This window comes from Psychromonas antarctica, from assembly GCF_022267535.1.
GTDB classification, from domain to species: Bacteria; Pseudomonadota; Gammaproteobacteria; order Enterobacterales; family Psychromonadaceae; genus Psychromonas; species Psychromonas antarctica.
Genome location: NZ_JAHNZV010000005.1, coordinates 25,853 through 46,785, shown reverse-complemented (window position 1 = coordinate 46,785; position 20,933 = coordinate 25,853). Strand labels below are relative to the sequence as shown.

At 40.4% G+C, this 20,933-nt stretch carries 16 protein-coding genes; 7 read left to right on the top strand and 9 right to left on the bottom strand.

The annotated features are described in order from the left end of the window. Positions 1-205: 205 nt before the first annotated feature. A complete protein-coding gene (gene ugpC / locus KSO91_RS02605) occupies positions 206-1,339 on the bottom strand; it encodes a sn-glycerol-3-phosphate ABC transporter ATP-binding protein UgpC (RefSeq protein ID WP_238741062.1) in 1,134 nt (377 codons plus the stop codon). A 359-nt stretch (positions 1,340-1,698) separates the two neighbouring features. Then, the gene (gene malT / locus KSO91_RS02600) at positions 1,699-4,386 is read right to left on the bottom strand and encodes an HTH-type transcriptional regulator MalT (protein ID WP_238741060.1); all 2,688 of its coding nucleotides are present in this window, start codon (positions 4,384-4,386) and stop codon (positions 1,699-1,701) included. A 579-nt stretch (positions 4,387-4,965) separates the two neighbouring features. On the opposite strand from malT, the gene malE reads away from it, so the two are divergent. The 3 genes from malE to malG all read left to right on the top strand — a co-directional run bounded on the left by malE (position 4,966) and on the right by malG (position 8,698). After that, positions 4,966-6,150, top strand: coding sequence for a maltose/maltodextrin ABC transporter substrate-binding protein MalE (gene malE / locus KSO91_RS02595; protein ID WP_238741058.1), 1,185 nt, complete (start codon positions 4,966-4,968; stop codon positions 6,148-6,150). Between the two features lie 80 nt (positions 6,151-6,230). Next, positions 6,231-7,790 (top strand): maltose ABC transporter permease MalF, encoded by a 1,560-nt coding sequence (gene malF, locus KSO91_RS02590; RefSeq protein ID WP_238741057.1) that lies wholly within the window; start codon positions 6,231-6,233, stop codon positions 7,788-7,790. Between the two features lie 11 nt (positions 7,791-7,801). Further along, positions 7,802-8,698: a maltose ABC transporter permease MalG gene (gene malG, locus KSO91_RS02585; RefSeq protein WP_238741056.1), complete on the top strand. Its 897-nt coding sequence runs from the start codon at positions 7,802-7,804 to the stop codon at positions 8,696-8,698. Between the two features lie 459 nt (positions 8,699-9,157). On the opposite strand, the gene crp is transcribed toward malG, so the two are convergent. Beyond that, positions 9,158-9,796, bottom strand: coding sequence for a cAMP-activated global transcriptional regulator CRP (crp, locus tag KSO91_RS02580; protein ID WP_238741055.1), 639 nt, complete (start codon positions 9,794-9,796; stop codon positions 9,158-9,160). A gap of 234 nt (positions 9,797-10,030) precedes the next feature. Further along, positions 10,031-10,249: a YheU family protein gene (locus KSO91_RS02575; protein ID WP_238741054.1), complete on the bottom strand. Its 219-nt coding sequence runs from the start codon at positions 10,247-10,249 to the stop codon at positions 10,031-10,033. Positions 10,250-10,352: 103 nt separating this feature from the next. Between KSO91_RS02575 and can the strand changes: the two genes are divergently transcribed. Both can and KSO91_RS02565 read left to right on the top strand, forming a co-directional pair. Beyond that, on the top strand, positions 10,353-10,982 hold the full coding sequence (gene can, locus KSO91_RS02570; RefSeq protein ID WP_238741053.1) for a carbonate dehydratase: 630 nt from the start codon (positions 10,353-10,355) through the stop codon (positions 10,980-10,982). A 157-nt stretch (positions 10,983-11,139) separates the two neighbouring features. After that, positions 11,140-11,445, top strand: coding sequence for a c-type cytochrome (locus KSO91_RS02565; protein WP_238741051.1), 306 nt, complete (start codon positions 11,140-11,142; stop codon positions 11,443-11,445). Between the two features lie 69 nt (positions 11,446-11,514). Here KSO91_RS02565 and KSO91_RS02560 read toward each other — a convergent pair whose 3' ends face one another. From KSO91_RS02560 to KSO91_RS02540, 5 genes are all read right to left on the bottom strand, one after another. Continuing rightward, the gene (locus KSO91_RS02560; protein ID WP_238741150.1) at positions 11,515-12,120 is read right to left on the bottom strand and encodes a peroxiredoxin C; all 606 of its coding nucleotides are present in this window, start codon (positions 12,118-12,120) and stop codon (positions 11,515-11,517) included. Positions 12,121-12,485: 365 nt separating this feature from the next. Next, the gene (gene menB / locus KSO91_RS02555) at positions 12,486-13,328 is read right to left on the bottom strand and encodes a 1,4-dihydroxy-2-naphthoyl-CoA synthase (RefSeq protein WP_238741049.1); all 843 of its coding nucleotides are present in this window, start codon (positions 13,326-13,328) and stop codon (positions 12,486-12,488) included. A 46-nt stretch (positions 13,329-13,374) separates the two neighbouring features. Continuing rightward, positions 13,375-14,172, bottom strand: coding sequence for a 2-succinyl-6-hydroxy-2,4-cyclohexadiene-1-carboxylate synthase (gene menH / locus KSO91_RS02550; protein WP_238741047.1), 798 nt, complete (start codon positions 14,170-14,172; stop codon positions 13,375-13,377). Then, entirely contained in the window at positions 14,159-15,898 is a 1,740-nt protein-coding gene (gene menD / locus KSO91_RS02545) for a 2-succinyl-5-enolpyruvyl-6-hydroxy-3-cyclohexene-1-carboxylic-acid synthase (RefSeq protein WP_238741045.1), read from the bottom strand. The genes menH and menD overlap by 14 nt, the downstream gene beginning before the upstream one ends. A gap of 1 nt (position 15,899) precedes the next feature. Further along, positions 15,900-17,183 carry an isochorismate synthase gene (locus tag KSO91_RS02540; protein WP_238741043.1) on the bottom strand — a complete coding sequence of 428 codons (1,284 nt, stop codon included), beginning with the start codon at positions 17,181-17,183 and terminating at the stop codon, positions 15,900-15,902. 128 nt (positions 17,184-17,311) lie between these two features. Here KSO91_RS02540 and menA point away from each other — a divergent pair, with 128 nt between their 5' ends. Both menA and fusA read left to right on the top strand, forming a co-directional pair. Continuing rightward, the gene (gene menA / locus KSO91_RS02535; RefSeq protein WP_238741041.1) at positions 17,312-18,235 is read left to right on the top strand and encodes a 1,4-dihydroxy-2-naphthoate octaprenyltransferase; all 924 of its coding nucleotides are present in this window, start codon (positions 17,312-17,314) and stop codon (positions 18,233-18,235) included. A 207-nt stretch (positions 18,236-18,442) separates the two neighbouring features. Further along, positions 18,443-20,539, top strand: a complete 2,097-nt coding sequence (gene fusA / locus KSO91_RS02530) for an elongation factor G (protein WP_238741039.1) — start codon at positions 18,443-18,445, stop codon at positions 20,537-20,539. Positions 20,540-20,933 lie beyond the last annotated feature (394 nt).

Sequence of the window (20,933 nt, the reverse complement as noted above, 5' to 3'; positions counted from 1 at the left end):
TATCGTTTGATTTGCTTGGGTTTTAAGTGCATAATAATTTGACTTTTTGGGGCGGTGGCTAAATTTTCTAAGTTATGGCTACGCTGCAGGCGATGCTTATTAAAAGTGTAAATTATTGCCTTTGCAGGGTTTTTACTTCTTGACATAAAAACAGGAGCACTAGGCTCCTGTTTTCTTATTTATCACTTTGCTGTTTTATAAAAGACTATTTACTTCCAATCTCTTTAAACGTACGTTTACAAGCCATTCCATCTTCTTTAAAGAGATGACAGCGTTGCGCTGGGAATTTGAATGAAAAATTCTGTCCAAGAGCAATTTCTGCAACGTCGAAATAACGGATGATTAAATCACTTTCGATCTCTTTTGCATCTAAGTAAATTTGTGTTTCACTACCTAGTTGCTCAAGCACGTAGATTTCACCAGTGAAACAGTCTTTAGCTGTTCCGTCGCCACATTGAGTTGAACATGATACATCAATATGTTCAGGTCGAATACCAATCGTAACCGCATCACCTATTTTTAATGTGTCATGTTCAACTTGTACTGTTAGCGGAGATTTATTTGGCAATTCAACAATGACACCTTCATCTGATAATTCAAGCACTTTAGCTTTTACGAAGTTCATTTTTGGAGAACCAATAAAACCAGCTACGAATAAGTTTTCTGGGTTGTGGTAAAGCTCAAGCGGCGTACCTACTTGTGCAACTCTGCCATTCTCTAAAACAACAATTCGGTCGGCCATGGTCATCGCTTCTACCTGATCATGTGTTACGTAGATCATAGTTGAATTAAGGCGTTTATGTAATTTGGTGATTTCAATTCTCATCTGTACGCGTAATGAAGCATCAAGATTTGAAAGTGGTTCATCAAATAGGAGTACTTTTGGTCGGTTAACCAATGTACGACCAATGGCTACACGTTGCTGTTGACCACCCGATAACTCTTTTGGCCTTTTATGCAGTTGCGAACCTAGCTGTAAAATTGAAGATGCGTAATCTAGACGCTCCTGAATCTCAGCTTCGGGGGTTTTGGCTAAACGTAAACCAAAAGTCATATTATCTTTTAGGTTTAAGTGCGGATAAAGTGCATAAGATTGGAAAACCATACTGATAGAGCGTTGTGATGGAGGTGTATCATTCACACGTGCGCCATCGATATAAAGATCTCCCGATGTGATATCCTCTAAACCCGCAATCATGCGCAATAATGTTGTTTTACCACAGCCAGATGGACCAACGAAAGCGATAAACTCACCATCAATAACTTCGAGGTCAACATCTTTTTGTACAATAACATCACCAAATGCTTTGGTTATTTTTTTTAATACGACGCCTGCCATTAATTTTACCTTCTTAATTCTTGATGTTTGCCAGATTTTTTAGCCCACATGCACAAGACAACCATCATCATCTAGCATATGACTAAGAGAATAATCTGAATCTGTATTTTTCCTTTACTTATCTTGTGCTATGGGTAGCGGCGAAACATCCTCCCCCGGGGGGCGTAGAGGTATTTTTAGGGGGGCTTAGTCGAAGCTTTTGCGAAGCAGATCCCGTTATTCACCATTAACACTTTAATTTCTCATTTTTGTTGTCTCGAGTAGTTTCTGAACCGTTTCGCTTTAGTTTTTATATGCAGTTGATGTTTATCTTTATGTTACTTAGAGTATAAAAAATCATGCCCCCTGTTTGTCTTTCTTCACTCGATTAAGCCCACGAGTTCGGAACTTAATAGTAAGGCTTCATTGCGATCTTCTAATCCTAATTTCTGATAAACATTACGTATATGCGATTTGACGGTGGTCGGGGCAACAGCCATCGCTTTTGCTATCTGGTGATTGCGATATCCAGAGTGAATAAAGCCGAGTACCTGCCATTCCCTTGGTGTTAGTTGAATATTTTTAACTAACCTTGGGGTGCGCGGATGCGCTTGGATTTTACTCACAGAGGCCGGATCAAATGGGTTCTTAGGTGTTTCATTTAAATTGATACCTGATAACAAGAGCAAGTAAGCCAATTTTTCTTTGACTGAATTGATTAATGAAGAATCGTTGGCTAACTCTTGATAAACAGGTTTTAGATTAACCGCTTCGCGCACAAAGCAAGTATTTAAACCAGTCTGTAGTGATAACTCTAATGCTTGCGTCAAATGAATCTTTGCATTAGTAAATTGTTTTAACAGACTCTCAACACTGGTTAAAAGAATGAGATTACGGTTGATTTCCATTTGCAGCTGATATTGTTGCGCATCATTGATATTTTTTTCCAATATATTGTGCGCGGTCTGTAACTCACCTAGCTGGATGAAAGCACGCGCCCGATTTCGGTTATGACATTGATCAAAATGGTTAAATGCATTTTTGGGACGCGGTCCACTCGCTAACCAACGCTCGATGGCTGTAATGTCTTTAGTTGCTCGCCAATATTTAATACGCGTGTAATTAGCAGCGGCAATCCAGTCACTGTGAAAATGCTGATTGCGCAATAATCTTTCGATCTCTTCAACTAATAATCCTCCTTGTTGAAGGTCGTTTTTTTCAAGAGCAATTTTAGCTTGTAGAGTGTAAGTGTACACTCGCCACTGTTCGCCGTAAGGCGAGATAACCTTGAGCGCTTGCGCGCATAAACGCTCTGCGAGGTCAAAATCACCTTCTTGATAAGCTTGTTGCGCTTTAAAATGTAGCGGAAATGCATACAATGGGAGCTTTTGTAGACGATATCTGTTAATTGAGCTAATCGCAGCGTCTATATGCCTATCGGCTTCAACATGGTTACTTTGTGCATGTAGTATTTCCCCTTGTTGATATAAAGCCCAAATCACATTTTGGTGCATATTTTGCAGGCTAGCGAGTTTCTTCACTTCTTGAAAATATTGATAAGCTAAAGGCAGTTTACCTAGGCAATGGTATGCTTCCCCAACAATCGCTTGTGCGACAATGTTGACTCTGGTGCTGTTACTTTCTACGGATAATAGCGTTTTCTCAGCTTGCTTTAATGCACTATCTATTTTCCCGTGATTGATAGCTATCTGTGCATGGATAACAGCAAATTCATTTTTCAGTTGTTCCGATAAAACGATATTTTGTTCAGCGAAGATTAGCTCTGCTTTTTTGATCAAAGGTACTACTTTATAACCTTGATGTCGGCTTTGAAGCATCCATAGCTCTAACAATATTAAGTCTGGGTTGTCCCACACCGCGTCCCTGATTAATGAAAAGCACTCTTCTAAGCTGTTTAACTGACCCGCATCAAATAACTGCCAACCGGCTTCTTTTAATAAATCAATAATGAGCTGTTCATTTTGACTTTTTAAAGCGTGCGGCAATGCCTCTTCAATATTCCCTCTTTCTAGCCACAGACTGGCTATTTTTTTATGATCACATTTAAAGTTCGGTGTATGCTTACATTTGTGTAGCAGAAAAGCTTTAAAAAAGGAGTGAAAAGTAAACCAATCTTGTTGGTTATCAACCGCAACAATAAACGCACCTTGCTCTTGCAGTCGCTCTAGCTGAACTTGACCATCGTCAATATTACACAGTTTATTGACAATATTGGCATCCACTTTATTAAGTGGCGCAATGGTTAATAGTAATGCTTGTAATGTTGCATTTAAGGGGGAAAATACCTCTTCTTCAAGATAGTCCCACAGGTAAGCATGGTTACTTTTGCCTATCTGTTCAGCACACGCATTAAAGCTTGCGGTGTCTTTACTTAAAATAGAGACAAGTTGCAATGCAGTTGGCCAACCATCTACATTTTCTCTTAAAGCTTGTTGCTTGACGGGGTCACGGAAAAAAGTTGTGCATTTTGAGAAAAAATTATCAGTCTCTAAATCGGTAAAAGCTAAATCTGTTTCATTTATCTCAAAGAGTTGCTGTTTAATACGTAAAGTTGATACAGGTAACGGTGGCGAAGTTCTACTGGCTATCAGTAGTTGCCATTTTGCAGGCATATTTTTAATAAAAAAAGCTAAACCTTGATGGATCACTGGGTTTTTGATGTGGTGGTAATCATCCAATACAATGCAAATTGGCACGTTAAATTCGGCCAACTCACTAATAAAGAGTGTAAACAGGTTTATTAAGTCAGGGTACTGGCTTTGTTTTACCGCCTCTAAAGACGCGGGACAAGAGATAGCTTGAATTTGTTTAATTGCATGAATAAAATAATTGCAAAACTGACTGGTATTATCGTCAAAACGATCAATCGTAAACCAAGCCAAATTCTTTTTGTTTTTGGTCCAGTCAGCAATGGCCGTGCTTTTTCCATATCCTGCGGGTGCACAAATTAACCCTAATCTGGCGTCTGCCAAATTGTGCATTAAACGTTCGCGGAGGATACCATTTTTGAGTGCTGCTGGCGCTGATAACTTTGATCTGATAATCATACTAAACCTTAAATAAAAGAAGTAACCATCGCCGTTTGGCATTTTACATGGCTACTTGTTTCTTACTTTCCCTGTCATACCTGGGTTATTTTCACGGTTGATTGTCGCTTCATCTCCGCCCCCTTAAGTAGGTGCGGTATTAAACACAACCAGACCAGACTAACTACATGAATTTGAAAGTAATTATGGGGAAATAAAAGCATTTAAACTTTTAATTGAGCGGTAATCTAGTTACAAAGTAAAAATAAACTACGGCTGTCAACATTTTATGGGGGGGGGATAGCCCACTCCGTGCGTCTAAAGTGCAACAAAAAGAGGGGCATTGCAACCGTATATGGGGATAGAGGAGGTAAATTAGTGCGGTAGGTAACATTCTTGGCAATAAACAACCCTTGTCAAGGGGGGCGTAGAAAAAAGGAGGGTGACGATGCTAGGTGAGCATACTATTGTCTGCATCGTTTTTAAGGTTAAATAAACCACTTGAGAAACGATATTAGAAGTAAAAGAAACGTTAAACGACTATAAAGTTGCTTAAGTTGAACAGAACAACACACTACTATTTATTTTAAAGGAATATTTATGAAAAAAGTATTAGGTACATTAGCTGTTTCAGTACTTGTTGCATTAGGCAGTGTAAACATTGCGCATGCAAAAATGGACGAAGGCAAAATCACCATCTGGATTAATGGTGATAAAGGCTATGACGGCTTAGCTGAAGTTGGTAAAAAGTTCGAAGCTGATACTGGTGTGCAAGTCATCGTTGCTCATCCTGATAAATTAGAAGAAAAATATGGACAAGTAGCAGCAACAGGAGCGGGTCCAGATATCGTTTTTTGGGCACATGACCGTTTTGGTGGATGGGCTAAAGCTGGACTATTAACAGAAATCAAACCAAGCAAAGCATTAAAAGCTAAAATGGCTGATTTCACATGGGATGCGGTTACTTACAATGGTAAATACATTGGTTACCCTATCGCGGTTGAAGCACTTTCTCTTATCTACAATAAAGATTTATTGCCAACACCACCAAAATCGTGGGAAGAAATTAGCGCGATTGATGCAAAACTTAAAAAAGACGGTAAATCTGCAATTATGTGGAACTTAAAAGAACCGTTCTTCACATGGCCTCTTATTGCTGCGGATGGCGGTTATGCATTTAAATTCTCAAATGGTGCTTACGACGTTAAAGATACAGGCGTAAATAATGCAGGTTCTAAAGGGGCATTACAGTTCCTTCTTGATATGATTGCGCGTAAAGAAATCAGTGCTGATGTTGATTACTCGGTTGCTGAAGCTGCATTCACTAAAGGTGAAACTGCAATGACTATTAATGGTCCTTGGAGCTGGGGTAATATCGATAAAAGTGGTATCAATTACGGTGTTGCTGTATTACCAACATTCAAAGGCAAATCAGCTAAACCATTTGTTGGTGTGTTAACGGCTGGTGTTAATATTTCAAGCCCAAATCAAGAACTTGCAAAAGAGTTTATTGAAAACTACCTACTAACAGATGCTGGCTTAGAGATGGTAAATAACGACAAACCTCTTGGCGCTGTTGCATTGAACTCTTTCCAAGCTAAATTAGACACCGATCCGCGTATTGCTGCAACAATGCAGAATGCACAAACAGGTGAATTAATGCCGAACATTCCTGAAATGTCTAAGTTCTGGTACGCTGAAGGCGCGGCAATCAACAATGCTGTACAAGGCCGTCAAACAGTATCTGAAGCACTTGATGCTGCAGCTGCACGTATCGTTAAATAATTAAAAAGTAAGTTAAAAGGGGCTCTTAGGGTAATTTACCTAAGGGCCTTTATTGAGCTGGTTTTACCTCTGAGGAATTTATGGAACTATCTATTAAATCGGAAAATGCACAATCTTCTCGTGCGAATTGGATAAAGTGGATTTTATTAACACTTATATCATTAGTAGCAGGTTATGCAGTTGTTCTAATGTACGCGCAAGGTGAAATTGCGTTTGCGCTGGTAACCTTAATTTTGGTCTCCTCGGGTGTGGTTATTTTTGGCCGTAAAGATACCTATTCTCATCGGTATATTTACCCTGGCATCGCAGCCATGTTTTTGTTTATTATTTTTCCACTTGTGTACACCGTGGGTATTGCCTTTACTAATTACAGTGGTTCGAATCAATTAACATTTGAACGTGTACAATCTCAATTTCTAGAGCAAGAATATGAGCAGCCGGGAACAAGTTATGCTTTTGAAGTTTACCTGTTAGAGGGTAATAAAATTCAACTTCATCTGAGCAAAGGTGATCAAGAATTCGTTTCTGAGCCGCTAATGTTAGGGCAAAAAAATAAGAATATTGCGCTGACGGCATTAATGGGTGAGAAGCAAGGAAAGCGTGCTCAAATACGTTTTCTTGTTAAAAATCGTGAAGCACTAAGCGAACTATCACTTAATACAGAAACGGGTCAGATTTTGAGTATGGGGGGGTTGCGTAAATTCTCAGAAACTGTACCTCGCTATCAACTACAAGACGATCAAATTACGTTAGTTAATCGCATTGACAATACTGCGATGAAACCAAATTTTGAAATTGGGAATTACCAAGTTGTAGATGAAAACGGAGCCTTTACAGGAAAAATTCTGTCCCCTGGATTTGTGGTTAATACCGGTTGGACAAACTTCAAACGCATCTTTATAGATAAAGGTATTAGAGGACCGTTTCTACAAATATTTATCTGGACAGTGGTTTTCTCGGCTGGCTCGGTAGGGCTGACATTGATATTTGGTTTGGTATTAGCAACAGTTGTGCAATGGGATGAGTTAAAAGGTAAAGCGGTTTACCGTATGTTACTTATTTTACCTTATGCTGTTCCTGCGTTTATTTCAATCTTGATCTTTAAAGGTTTATTTAATCAAAGTTTTGGTGAAATTAACGAACTATTAAACGCCTTATTTCATGTCAAGCTGCAGTGGTTTACTGAACCTTACCTGGCTAAAACAATGATCTTAATCGTTAATACCTGGTTGGGCTATCCCTACGTGATGATCTTATGTATGGGGCTGTTAAAATCAATTCCAAGCGATCTTTACGAAGCATCAGCAATTGATGGTGCAGGCCCGCTTGATAACTTTTTCAAGATTACTTTTCCATTAATCATTAAGCCATTAGCACCATTGTTAATCGCCAGTTTTGCGTTTAACTTTAATAACTTTGTATTGATTCAACTCTTAACTAACGGTACACCCGATATCCTTGGCTCATCGACGCCTGCTGGACATACGGATTTATTAGTGAGTTATACTTACCGAATCGCTTTCGAAGGTGGTGGCGGTCAAGACTTTGGCTTGGCAAGTGCAATCGCAACATTAATCTTCTTGATGGTTGGTGCACTCGCGTTTATTAACCTACGTGTTTCAAAAAGACAGCAAGCTTAAGGAATAATGTTATGCCAATTGTAAAATCTAAAAATGAAAAAAAACGCGTTTGGTTCGCCCATCTGTTTTTACTGTTATTTTGTGCAACAATCTTATTTCCATTATTAATGGTTATTGCTATCTCATTTCGAGAAGGTAACTTTGCCGCAGGATCTTTGATTCCAGAGCACCCAACTTTAGAGCATTGGAAACTTGCACTCGGTTTTGCGGTTGATAATGCGGATGGTTCGATTACAAATCCACCATTTCCAGTGTTGTCTTGGCTGTGGAACTCAGTGAAGGTTGCAGGGATCACCTCTATTTTGGTGGTTGCATTATCAACGACCTCTGCATATGCTTTTGCGCGAATGAAATTTGCGGGTAAAAAAGTATTGTTAGAAGGAATGTTGATATTTCAAATGTTTCCTGCAGTACTTGCATTGGTTGCATTATATGCGTTGTTTGATAAAGTTGGTGAATACATCCCCTTCCTTGGTTTAAATACGCACGGTGGTCTAATCTTCGCTTATTTAGGGGGGATTGCACTACACGTTTGGACTATCAAAGGCTATTTTGAGACCATTGATATCTCGCTAGAAGAGGCCGCATCATTAGATGGTGCAACGCCTTGGCAAGCATTTAGATTGGTTCTATTACCCCTTTCTGTGCCAATTTTAGCTGTAGTATTTATTCTCTCATTTGTGGGGGCGGTAACTGAAGTGCCTGTGGCATCATTGCTGCTAGTGGATGTTCCCGTTGATAAATATACCCTTGCAGTAGGTATGCAACAGTACTTGCAGCCGCAAAACTACCTGTGGGGTGATTTCGCAGCCGCAGCAGTACTTTCTGCAATGCCTATCACTATCGTGTTTATGCTTGCACAGAGATGGTTAGTGGGTGGTTTAACTGCAGGTGGTAACAAAGGCTAACGGCTAGTCGTTATTCAGTTTTGCAAACAGCTCCTTCGGGGGCTGTTTTTTTTTGTTTAATCGGCGCAACCTGTTCCCTTAACTGCTTATAAGAAAGTATTATTACGGGTGAATAATTTGACTGGCAAGTGCGTCTCTAGTTAACAGGGGGAGGAAAGAAGCCACTGGAGAAGTTGAAGGTACAAAAACTGTTCCGCTGGCGAGTAAGTTTCTAAAATAGCGTTAACCCTGATACTCCGACTGGCCAATACAGTGCATGATGGCAGGGCTGTCTTAACTGGGAGTTGCTACAATAGCGGAGGGAATCTGGCGTTTTCTCAAGTTATAAACTGCAAAGGAAACTCTAATTCTATTGTCGCTGCGAGGTGCTGCTGCTTGATGGGCTGTTAGTGGTGAGAAAAGCTAGATTTATGGGGCAATGAGAGGGATGAGGCAGGCACCTCACCCTACTCTATTTCATTAACGGGTGCCAAATACAACAATGGTTTTACCGTGAGCAGAGATTAAACCTTGCTCTTCAAGCATTTTCAGGATTCGCCCAACAGTTTCGCGCGAGCAGCCTACAATTTGCCCAATTTCTTGACGAGTAATTTTGATCTGCATACCATCAGGATGCGTCATCGCATCCGGTTGTTTTGCAAGGTCAAGTAATGTATTCGCAATACGGCCAGTGACATCTAAGAAGGCTAAACTACCGACTTTCTGACTGGTGATTTGTAGGCGATTTGCCATTTGGCGTGATAAACGCATTAAAATTTCAGGATTAACAGTAATCAGTTGAGTAAACTTCTTATACGAGATTTCTGCTACTTCGCAAGACGATTTGGCTTTAACAGATGCACTGCGAATTGGATCTTCTTCTTTATCAAATAAGCCTAATTCACCAAGAAAGTCTCCTTGATTGAGGTAAGATAAGATCATCTCTTTACCTTCTTCATCTTTGATCAAAACAGCGACTGATCCTTTCACGATAAAGTAAAGAGTATCGGCTTTTTCACCTGCGTGGATAAGCATACTTTTGGCCGGGTATTTATGTGTATGGCAGTGTGATAAAAACCACTCTAAGGTTGGATCGGCTTGAGGTTTGGTGATGATCATAGATTTCCCTTAATCGGTATTGAGTAGCTAATTTGCTATCTCAAGTTGTTTTTCAATATGAGATTAATAATAGTAATTGTATCTCTTTTTACGTGCTGTCGATAACACTTATCTTTTTATGTTGTTGAAGAACTTAGATCTTTGTCAAAAAAAACAAAGGTTTTATCAATCAAACGTTTGTTTTAATATATTTTAAAGCTAGCAGACGTAATTGAGTGCTTAATTAGTAAGCACCTAAGAATTAAGCTGGCTTTTACGAATCAGCGTAACACTCTCAGAGAGTTCTGAATATAAGATAACCACCGTTCCTTTTTTGAGTTGCTGCAACACATTTTCAGTTTTTTCCAGCAAAGAGACTTCTTGCTCACCGTAGTCTGTTCCTTCTCGCAATATAAAATACTCGATTAAATTATGTAATGTGTCGAAATCTAGATCTTGATAGGGTATAAGCATATCTTTCCTACAATGTCAGTGGCAATGAGGGCTAAAGTCGATTATATCGAAACTATTTGGGCATACCCAAATGTCGCTTAGGTATATATATAAAAGGTGAAGTATGAGCTTATTAGATGAGTTATTAAAGAGAAATGAAGAGTGGGCCGCGAAAATAAATAAAGAAGATCCAACCTTTTTTTCTCAACTGGCGGAACAACAATCACCCGATTATTTATGGATTGGCTGTTCTGATAGCCGAGTACCTGCGATTCAACTTTTAGGCATGATGCCGGGTGATATTTTCGTACATCGTAATATTGCCAATTTGGTGATCCATACCGATTTAAGCTGTATGTCAGTTATTCAATATGCGGTGGATGTACTCAAGGTAAAACATATTATTGTTACGGGGCATTATGATTGTGGTGGCATAAAGGCTGCTATGAAAAAGCAGTCCTATGATTTAATTGATGGGTGGCTGCGCAACATTAAAGATACCTATGTAAAATATAGCGATAGTTTTGATGAGCAGATGACCGATGAGCAACGTTTAAACTATTTGACAGAACTTAATGTAATTGAACAAGCGAAAAATGTCTGTCATACCACTTGTGTTCAGCAAGCGTGGGCAAGAGGACAGGCATTAACGGTGCATGGATTTATTTATTCAGTGAAAGATGGACGTTTAAAGGACCTCAATATGAATTTTGATAACTTAGATAAAATTAATGATTTATACCATATTGGTTAATCGATACCCATGTCACCTCAATATGCAATTTGGCTTACGCTAAGTCCTGAGAAAGCACCTTGAGGTATGATGGGTATATCAGGGGGAAGGCATTCTCTATTTAGAATAGTAGATGCTGTCGACGGAGAATCATTTAACCAGAATAAAAGGAGACTTAATGAAAAAAATATTACTTGTTTCATTAATGTTTGCATTGCCGACGCTAGTATCGGCTGCAAATATTAGCGCAGGTCAAGCTAGATCAGCTGCTTGTACGGTGTGCCATGGTGCTGGTGGTATCTCTGCGGTACCTATCTATCCAAATTTAAGAGGACAAAAAGAAGCTTATTTATACGCGTCATTAAAAGCTTACAAATCAGGTCAGCGCCAAGGTGGTCTGTCTGTCATTATGAAAGCACAAGCCGATCTACTCTCGGATATTGAGATGGCCAACTTAGCGGCTTACTACGCCTCATTAAAATAAACTCAGGGATAATAAAACGACCTCTATAAAGAGGCCGCTTTATTAATTCACGGGCTTACTGATGATCGCTTATAAATCGTCGCTGTTAGCTGCTAGGTACTTAGCCACACCTTCTGGAGTGGCTTCCATACCCGCTTTATCTTTTGCCCATTGTGCAGGACAAACTTCGCCATGCTCTTCGTGGAATTGCAGCGCATCAACCATACGTAACATCTCATCAATATTACGACCCAGTGGAAGATCGTTAACCACTTGATGACGAACTAAGCCATTTTTGTCGATTAAGAATGAACCGCGTAATGCAACACCAGCCTCTGCTAACTCAACATCGTAGGCTTTACAAATTTCATGTTTCACATCTGCAACCAGCGGATACTGAACCGCACCAATACCACCATCATTGATAGCCGTATTACGCCATGCATTATGAGTAAATTGAGAGTCAATTGAAATACCAATCACTTCAACACCGCGTGCTTGGAATTCACCAAAACGTTTATCGAATGCAATTAGCTCAGAGGGACATACAAAAGTAAAATCAAGAGGGTAGAAGAATATAACCACTTCTTTACCTTGGGTAAAGTCTTTAAGATTAAAGCTATCGACAATGTCGCCATTACCGAGCACTGCTGCGGCTGTAAAGTCAGGTGCTTGCTTTCCTACTAATACCATGATGTTTTCCTTTTAATAATCAGTTAATCATATTGTGCTTGCTATATCGTTGCCTAGCATGCGTGAAAGTATAGTCAGAATCGAACTGTTTATACCAATCAAGTTGATAGTTTATCTCTATCAAAAAAAAAATTACTAGATATAGGTTTGAGAGGCAGATTTTGATCTGTTGCTTATTTAGCCTCAGCGAGGGATAAATAAATTGAAACAGTGCCGCTGTTTCCTTGTGTTTTTGCGTTGACTCAGCTACCAATACCGCTATGTTGAATTGCCTCGAGTTACATAAAACTATCAACACGGTATGGTCTGAGTTTGTTACTTTATGAGGTTAAACAGAGCCTCTCCTTCATTCTCTGTGTTGAAGTTATTTAAGGATTACGGCCATACTTCGAAAAGTCCGGTTTACGTTTTTCGTTAAAGGCATTACGTCCTTCTTGGCCTTCTTCACTCATATAAAATAACATGGTGGCATTACCTGCTAATTCTTGCAGACCAGCCTGCCCGTCGCAATCCGCATTAAGTGCGGCCTTTAAGCAACGTAGCGCCATTGGACTGTTTTGTAATATTTCACGACACCATTTAACGGTTTCTTTTTCTAAATCGGCAAGTGGCACAACGGTATTGACTAAGCCCATATCCACAGCATCTTGCGCACTGTACATCCGACATAGAAACCAGATTTCTCGGGCTTTTTTCTGGCCAACGATACGTGCCATATAGCTCGCCCCCCAGCCACCATCAAAAGATCCCACTTTAGGCCCAGTTTGACCAAATTGCGCATTGTCAGCGGCGATGGTTAAATCACACATCATATGTAAAACATGACCGCCACCTACGGCATACCCCGCTACCATTGCAATAATAGGCTTGGGGCAAGTGCGGATTTGGCGTTGAAAATCTAGCACGTTAAGATGGTGCCCACCGACTTCATCTTTATAACCAGAATCACCACGCACCCCTTGATCGCCACCTGAACAGAAAGCCAAATCCCCTTGACCGGTCAAAATGACCACGCCAATTTTATTATCATAACGCGCATCATTAAGTGCCTGCATCATCTCGTTGACTGTTTGTGGCCGAAAGGCATTGCGTAGTTGTGGGCGGTTTATGGTGATTTTTGCTATTCCATCAGCTTTATTATAAATAATATCGGTGAATTGCAGCTCGCTCTTTTCCCAAAAAATAGGTGTGTAAGAATCTTGTTCAGCCATTTTCTTCTCATATTAGTTGTTCGGGTTTATTCACCCTAGTGTAAAGTTATGTTGTTATCTGCTTTGCTATAAATTGTGCATATTGCAGTGGTGCTTGCTGATGAATATTATGCCCTACAGCATCAAATTGAGTAACATTAAGCTTGTGTTGTATGGATAATTGCTTCGCCAAATTTTTAAATTTCTGATCTTTCTCGCCAAAACAATAATAAATAGGCAACGCCGTGATGCGCAAATGGTTACTTTCCAGAAAAGGGTGCATATCTGTTTGCCGAGCAAGGCTTGTTGCCAATAACATATTGGCTAAACAGACCCCATAGTTACAACTTCGGCTATTAATTAGACGATCTTTTTCGCTGCAAGAAAGATCACTAAAAACAGTTTGTTCGTACCACTCATAGATGCTTTGCATTATATTTTCAGTCGCAAAACGTTTCGCCCAATTAAGATCATGGCTATAACGTTGTGCTTTCTCTTCTGCGCTAGCTAAACCGATATGTGCTGATTCTAAAATAAGATTTTTTAAGTCCGGATCGTTTTGTGTACGCGCGTAATCAAGCGCTATTCTGCCACCCAAAGAGTAGCCGACTAGGGTGTACTGGTTAATTTTTAGGTCATCTAAGGCACATCGAATTAAACGGTGGCAGTACGTAAAACCTGCTTCTAATGGTGCTGTGATTGAGGCTGAATGTCCATGACCCGGTAAATCTAAACAAACACAATAGTAACTTCCTTTAAGATGGTTAATGGTCTCGGACCAATCATTAACACTGCCTAAAAAACCATGTAAAAAAACCAATGTGGGGTGGGTGGGATCGCCTTGCGTCTGACTAAAAAGTGGCATTTGTTATCTGCTTTTTAAGTTGTTCAAGTTGATCACTAGTTTGGTTGTTTTCCACGCAAACTTCAATCAGTGCTCCCCTGTTTTTTAATGCTTTTTTATAATCAGCTTTAAATTCATCAAGTCGACTCGGTTTGTAATAATCGATAGCGAACTGTTTGCAACTCTCGGCAAAAGTTAAACCATGGGGGAGTTGGTAAAATTTTTGCTTTTGTTGTGCGGGTACGGGCAGTAAGTTAAAGATCGCACCACCGTCATTATTAATCAGAATAATGATAAAAGGGTGGCTAAGCTGTTTTAATAAGGTTAGGGAGTTTAAATCATAAAGAAAAGCGGTATCGCCTATCAATAAAGTCGTCGTTTGTCGCGCATTTTTAGCGATGCCGACAGCGGTGGCAAGTAAGCCATCAATACCACTGGCACCACGATTAGTAAACACCCGCGAGAGGTTGTTTTTCATAAACATATCGGTGATTCTAATGGGCATACTATTAGCGATAAATAACGGGCTATCATTACTCAGTAGGTTATCCAAACTAGCAACTAAATTTATTTCACAAAGGGGGGTATTGGCCATAAAGGGGGCGATGATTTGCTGCGCAATTTTCTGATTATACTGCGTAAGCTTAACTAGCCACTTTTCATCTATTGGCTGTAATAGATGTTGTGATTGAATCCATCCATTGGCATCGCTATCAAAACGCGTTGTCAGCTGCAGGTTAGGATCAATGCTTTGTTCGCCCTTTTTGATTAACCAATAGTCACCAGCAAACTCAGCAATAAATTGTGCCAACCTTGTAGAAATAAGTTTGTCGCCAAATTGGATAATAATATCCGCTTCCGCTAATGCCCGTTGGAACGTTTTATTGAGCAGCAGAAGATCATAATAACAAAGATTGTTGATCGCGCCCGTTAGTGATGATTGAATATCTGCGAGCAGAGGGTAGTGATTTTTTTTAGCAAATTCGGCTATCTGTAAGACTTGCTCTTTTTTGTCTAAGCGTCCTGCAATGACGACAACTTTTTTACCTAGCAGAGAAAACGTTGATCTACCTTCATAACGCTTTTGCCCTTGAAGATAGTGGCTGAAAGGATGCCGATTCGTGAGCCATTTTTTTAAAGGAGATAGATATTGTTGATAGTTAAGCTGTGTTTCTTGCGGATATAAAGGCTCTGCAAAAGCGACATTAAAATGGATTGGCGCAGGGCTGTTCTGCTGTTTAACGAGACCCTGATTAATGGTAGTTAATAGGTAATTAGGTTTTATTTGTAAAGTAGGGCTTGGGATTTGCCTGAAAAAAACTGGATAATGGCTAAAAATAGCGTATTGATCAATCGCTTGATTTGCGCCGCAGTGAAGCAGTTCAGGAGGTCTGTCAGCCGATAATATAATCAGCGGGATAGCACTTTGCCTCGCTTCAATTACTGCGGGGTAAAGGTTGGCCACTGCCGTTCCTGAGGTGGTGATAACTACCACCGGTTTCTGACTGGATAGACTCAGCCCGAGTGCAAAAAAACCGAGGCCACGTTCATCAAAATGAACATGTGTGTTAACCGCTTTATGACTAGCTGCTGCTAATGTTAACGGAGTAGATCGAGACCCCGGCGCGATGCAAAAATCACAAATATTATGACGCACTAACTCCTCGATAAGAAGTGAAGCCCACAACAAATTAATATTTGCAGAGGTGTGCATAAAGGTTGAATTGCTTGCTGCTACTTCACTCATATTAACGAACACCTTTTTGTGCTGATAAAATATCTAAAACAGTGCCTATTTTATTATCCAACTCTTGCCATTCCTGCGCCGCAATGGAGCCGGTTACTATGCCCGCCCCGGCAAACAGCTTTATACTATGATCTGTCATTAATGCACTGCGAATGGCAACACTGAAATCACTTTTTTCACTACTTAAATAACCCACCGCACCCGCATACCAGCCCCGCAGGTAAGGCTCTTTATCATTAATGAATTGCAGCGCAGGGAGTTTAGGTGAGCCGCCAACAGCAGGCGTTGGGTGGAGTTTGTATAATAGGTTAGCATCTGTTGTCTGTGCATTTAATGTGGCGTTAATCGGTACGCATAAATGTTGTACATTCTGTAACTGCATGACATATGCATCCTCACAAGATATTTTTGCTTTTAGTTGCTTAAGATTGGCGATAATAAACTCCTGTACAAGGTAGTTTTCACGATCTATTTTCTTATCTGTTAACAGACTTTGCGATAAAAAGGCATCTTCTCGTTCAGTGCGCCCACGGTTAATCGTGCCTGCTAATGCTTCTGTTTTTAGCTGTGACTTTTTGCGACAGAAAAGACGCTCGGGAGAGCAGCTAATAAAAGCATGTTTTTGCGAAAACTGCACGCTGAAATGAAAACTATTGGGATTTGCCTGTTGCCATTGTGCAAGCAGATCTAAGTGGTTAACCCTGTTTTTACATAGCAGTTGTGTTTCACGGGATAAGACAACTTTGGGTAGTAATGCTTTATATTCAATAGCCAGATCCACTAAATCTGCCCACTGCGCTTGATTGGGTAAATCGCTGCGCGAGAGAATGGTAGTCTCCACTGCGGTTAACGCTTGCGGTGGCTGCAACATATTGACTAGTGCGATGGTTTTGTCAATGCGGTGTAAACCATTGAAATGGCAGGTTAGCGTCAATTTTTGTTGTTGTAACTTAAATTCTAAGGCGGGGCGAATAAAGCGTATAGCAGGAAAATCTAGCCACTGCTCGCCTTGTTGCTGGAAAGCTAATCCGCCAAAATAGCAAGCTTGAGCTGTGGGTTGAGGTATATTTGTGCACTCTTCAATCTGTCCTAGACAAGCGATGGTCTGTTGCTGCTCTTTGTCTTGCCAATAAATTGCAGGATAAATAGGATCTTTGCCGAGTGATTGCCCTTTTAATAAAGCCAATAGATTAACCGCCGCCAGATGAATAACTAAATTGGTACGGGGTTTGTCGCCTGCTGTTTGTGCAAATTGCTGTAGCTGTTTGTTAATTAAATTAATCATGGAGTTAACGTTTTGCTTGGTGCAACCTTAGGTAGCTATTGGTATTGTAGATTCAAGTTTGCTAATGTAGCGCGAATTACGCTTTATTCCTAATTGGAAGAGTGCATATCATACTTAGGAAAATTTAGATGAACAAGGTTTCGGTTTGGATAAGCGCCTTACGGTTACGTACTCTACCTCTTGCTGCCGCATCGATTCTGTTAGCCGCTGGTCTCGCCGCACAAGCGGGTATCTTCAATGTGCTTATTTTTAGCTTTGCGCTGCTCACTGCGCTGCTACTACAAATATTATCTAATCTCGCCAACGATTATGGTGATGCGGTCTCTGGCACTGATAATGAAACGCGAGTTGGCCCCACGCGGGCAATGCAAACTGGTTTGATTAGCCAAAGCGGTATGAAAAAAGCGATTATGCTAACCACTGCGTTGTGTTTTATCTCTGGGTTGTGTTTGCTGGTGGTCGCATTAGGCAGTGATCTCAAAAGTTGGTTACTATTTTTACTCTTTGGCTTGCTCGCGATTGCCGCCGCTATCTCTTATACAATGGGAAAAGTACCTTATGGCTATTATGCACTGGGTGATTTAGCTGTATTTATTTTTTTTGGTTTATTAGGCGTTGTTGGTAGCTACTACCTGTACGCGCACACCTTTAACTGGTGGTTGTTGCTACCGGCATGCAGCGTCGGCATGTTGTCTGTTGCAGTATTGAATATTAATAATATCCGCGACATGTACAGCGATCAAGCGGCTCATAAAATTACACTGGTGGTCTTATGGGGACGTAAATCGGCATTTATATACCACCTTTTTTTAGTTTTAACAGCGCCTTTACTCGCCGCCGTGTATTTAATGAATAGTGGAACGTTGTACTACTGGCAATTTTGTTTCCTGCTTTCTTTAGGTCCGCTAGGCAAAAGTTGCTTGTCTTTACATCATGCTATTAGCAAGGATCTTCGTGACGGAGATACGTTTAATAAAGAATTAAAAAATACGGCTTTAAGTACATTTGCTTTTTCTGCACTGTTTGCCCTGATTTTCATTCCTATTAATTAGAATGACGATTTAAAATAGCTGCTGTAATTTATAGGAGAGGCTCGTTTTCTCACTATTTAGCCTGTTTTTTTAAAATCAAGCAAAATAATGGCGAAAAAATCAACATATTTTCTGTTTTTTTTAAATTCCGTGTTCTGTTTAACGGTAAAGATTGTATAATGCCTCGGAATATTGATTCGATTTTTATTAACTGACTGAGTATAAAAAATGAAAGATTTAACAAAATACAGAAATATTGGTATTTTCGCGCACGTTGATGCGGGTAAAACTACCACAACCGAGCGTATCCTAAAGCTTACCGGTCAGATCCACAAAACTGGTGAAGTACATGACGGCGAATCTACAACTGACTTTATGGAACAGGAAGCTGAGCGCGGTATTACTATCCAGTCTGCTGCTGTAACTTGTTTCTGGAAAGATCACCGTTTAAATGTTATCGATACTCCTGGACACGTTGACTTCACTGTTGAAGTATACCGTTCTCTTAAAGTATTGGATGGTGGTATCGGTGTATTCTGTGGTAGTGGTGGTGTTGAACCGCAATCAGAAACCAACTGGCGTTATGCGAATGACTCAAAAGTTGCACGTATTATCTTCGTTAATAAATTAGACCGTATGGGTGCTGATTTTTACCGCGTTGTTAAGCAAACTGAAACCGTATTAGGTGCGAACCCACTAGTAATGGTTCTACCAATCGGTATTGAAGATGAATTTTGTGGCGTTGTTGACTTGCTTACACGTAAAGCATACATCTGGGATGATACTGGTCTTCCAGAAAACTACGAAATTACTGATATTCCTGCAGACATGGTTGATCTTGTTGAAGAATACCGTGAAAAACTGATCGAAACAGCGGTTGAGCAAGATGATGATCTAATGGAAGCGTATTTAGAAGAGGGTGTTGAGCCTTCTCTAGAAGAAATCAAGCGTTGTATCCGTAAAGGTACACGTACAATGGACTTCTTCCCAACTTACTGTGGTTCTGCGTTTAAAAACAAGGGTGTGCAAAACATTCTTGATGCTGTTGTTGATTATCTACCTGCTCCACATGAAGTTGATCCGCAACCGCTTACAGACGAAGAAGGTGAGCCTAATGGTAAATTTGCATTGGTTTCTGCAGATGAATCATTTAAAGCGTTAGCATTCAAAATCACAGATGACCGTTTTGGTTCGCTTACTTTCGTACGTATCTACTCAGGTACACTTAAGAAAGGCGATACGATCATGAATGCCGCAACAGGTAAAACTGAGCGTGTTGGCCGTATGTGTGAAATGCAGGCAGATGACCGTAACGAACTTACTTCAGCACAAGCGGGTGATATCATCGCTATCGTTGGTATGAAGACTAACGTGCAAACGGGTCACACATTATGTGATCCAAAAGATCCAATCATCCTTGAAGCGATGGTATTCCCTAACCCAGTAATCTCTATCTCAGTTACACCTAAAGATAAAGGTTCAACTGAGAAAATGGGTATTGCTATCGGTAAAATGGTTGCTGAAGATCCAACGTTTAAAGTTGAAACTGATATCGATTCAGGTGAAACAATCCTGTCTGGTATGGGTGAGCTTCACTTAGATATCAAAGTAGATATCCTTAAACGTACTTACGGTGTTGACTTAATAGTAGGTGAACCTCAAGTTGCTTACCGTGAAACAATCACTCAAGAAATTGAAGATTCTTACACGCACAAGAAACAGTCTGGTGGTTCTGGTCAGTTCGGTAAAATCGATTACCGTATCAAGCCTGGTGAAGCTGGAAGTGGTTTTGTATTCACCTCGAAAGTTGTTGGTGGTAATGTTCCTAAAGAGTTCTTCCCTGCGATTGAGAAAGGCTTCAAGAGCATGATGAATACGGGTGTACTTGCTGGTTTCCCTGTACTTGACGTTGAAATCGAGCTTTTCGATGGTGGTTTCCACGCCGTGGATTCATCTGCAGTCGCATTTGAATTAGCAGCTCGTGGCGCATTCCGTCAGTCAATCCCTAAAGCGGGTGCACAACTTCTGGAGCCTATTATGGCTGTAGACGTGTTCACGCCAGATGACCATGTTGGTGATGTTATCGGTGACCTTAGTCGTCGTCGTGGCATGATCGCTGGTCAAGAAGCTGGTGCTTCTGGCGTACGTATTAAAGCGGATGTTCCACTTTCAGAAATGTTTGGTTACATCGGTTCACTACGTACAATGACTTCAGGCCGTGGCCAGTACTCAATGCAGTTTAAGAACTACATGCCTTGTCCTGGCAGTGTTTCAGAAGCTGTTATTGAAAAAGTTAAAGCCGACAAAGCAGCTGCTAAGAAATAAACTCTTTTAGCTGACTTTTGAAAAAAGCCCCGCTTATGAAAATAAGCGGGGCTTTTTTGTTTGCCCAGCGAAGCTAGATGGAGTAGATATCGCTCTCTATTCTGTTTGCTTGTTACAGCGCAACCCTCTGTTATTTATTTCTGTTCAACTTGGAAGGTGGTTAAGTAATTATATTTAACCTCAACTCGGGAGAATGAATGCGAAATTTACATCAAGATCATAAAGTTAAAAACTCACACCATCTATTATTGATGGTTTTGTGTAGATCGAGGTAACTCTGTGTGGCAATAGCGGGCTATTGGTCGCTGAGTTTACGTAGAAATCCTCGGAAATAGCGGTACTGTATCGATTTGCTTACCCCGAGCTGAGGTTATTGACTAAAAGCCCTCTGTCA

Excerpts from the sequence above, each read along its gene's own strand:
- KSO91_RS02575 (WP_238741054.1), bottom strand. The coding sequence starts at position 10,249 with ATGCTTATACCCTATCAAGATCTAGATTTCGACACATTACATAATTTA.
- menD (WP_238741045.1), bottom strand. The coding sequence starts at position 15,898 with ATGAGTGAAGTAGCAGCAAGCAATTCAACCTTTATGCACACCTCTGCA.
- menA (WP_238741041.1), top strand. The coding sequence starts at position 17,312 with ATGAACAAGGTTTCGGTTTGGATAAGCGCCTTACGGTTACGTACTCTA.
- malF (WP_238741057.1), top strand. The coding sequence starts at position 6,231 with ATGGAACTATCTATTAAATCGGAAAATGCACAATCTTCTCGTGCGAAT.
- menB (WP_238741049.1), bottom strand. The coding sequence starts at position 13,328 with ATGGCTGAACAAGATTCTTACACACCTATTTTTTGGGAAAAGAGCGAG.
- menH (WP_238741047.1), bottom strand. The coding sequence starts at position 14,172 with ATGCCACTTTTTAGTCAGACGCAAGGCGATCCCACCCACCCCACATTG.
- crp (WP_238741055.1), bottom strand. The coding sequence starts at position 9,796 with ATGATCATCACCAAACCTCAAGCCGATCCAACCTTAGAGTGGTTTTTA.
- ugpC (WP_238741062.1), bottom strand. The coding sequence starts at position 1,339 with ATGGCAGGCGTCGTATTAAAAAAAATAACCAAAGCATTTGGTGATGTT.
- malE (WP_238741058.1), top strand. The coding sequence starts at position 4,966 with ATGAAAAAAGTATTAGGTACATTAGCTGTTTCAGTACTTGTTGCATTA.
- malG (WP_238741056.1), top strand. The coding sequence starts at position 7,802 with ATGCCAATTGTAAAATCTAAAAATGAAAAAAAACGCGTTTGGTTCGCC.
- malT (WP_238741060.1), bottom strand. The coding sequence starts at position 4,386 with ATGATTATCAGATCAAAGTTATCAGCGCCAGCAGCACTCAAAAATGGT.
- KSO91_RS02540 (WP_238741043.1), bottom strand. The coding sequence starts at position 17,183 with ATGATTAATTTAATTAACAAACAGCTACAGCAATTTGCACAAACAGCA.
- fusA (WP_238741039.1), top strand. The coding sequence starts at position 18,443 with ATGAAAGATTTAACAAAATACAGAAATATTGGTATTTTCGCGCACGTT.
- can (WP_238741053.1), top strand. The coding sequence starts at position 10,353 with ATGAGCTTATTAGATGAGTTATTAAAGAGAAATGAAGAGTGGGCCGCG.
- KSO91_RS02565 (WP_238741051.1), top strand. The coding sequence starts at position 11,140 with ATGAAAAAAATATTACTTGTTTCATTAATGTTTGCATTGCCGACGCTA.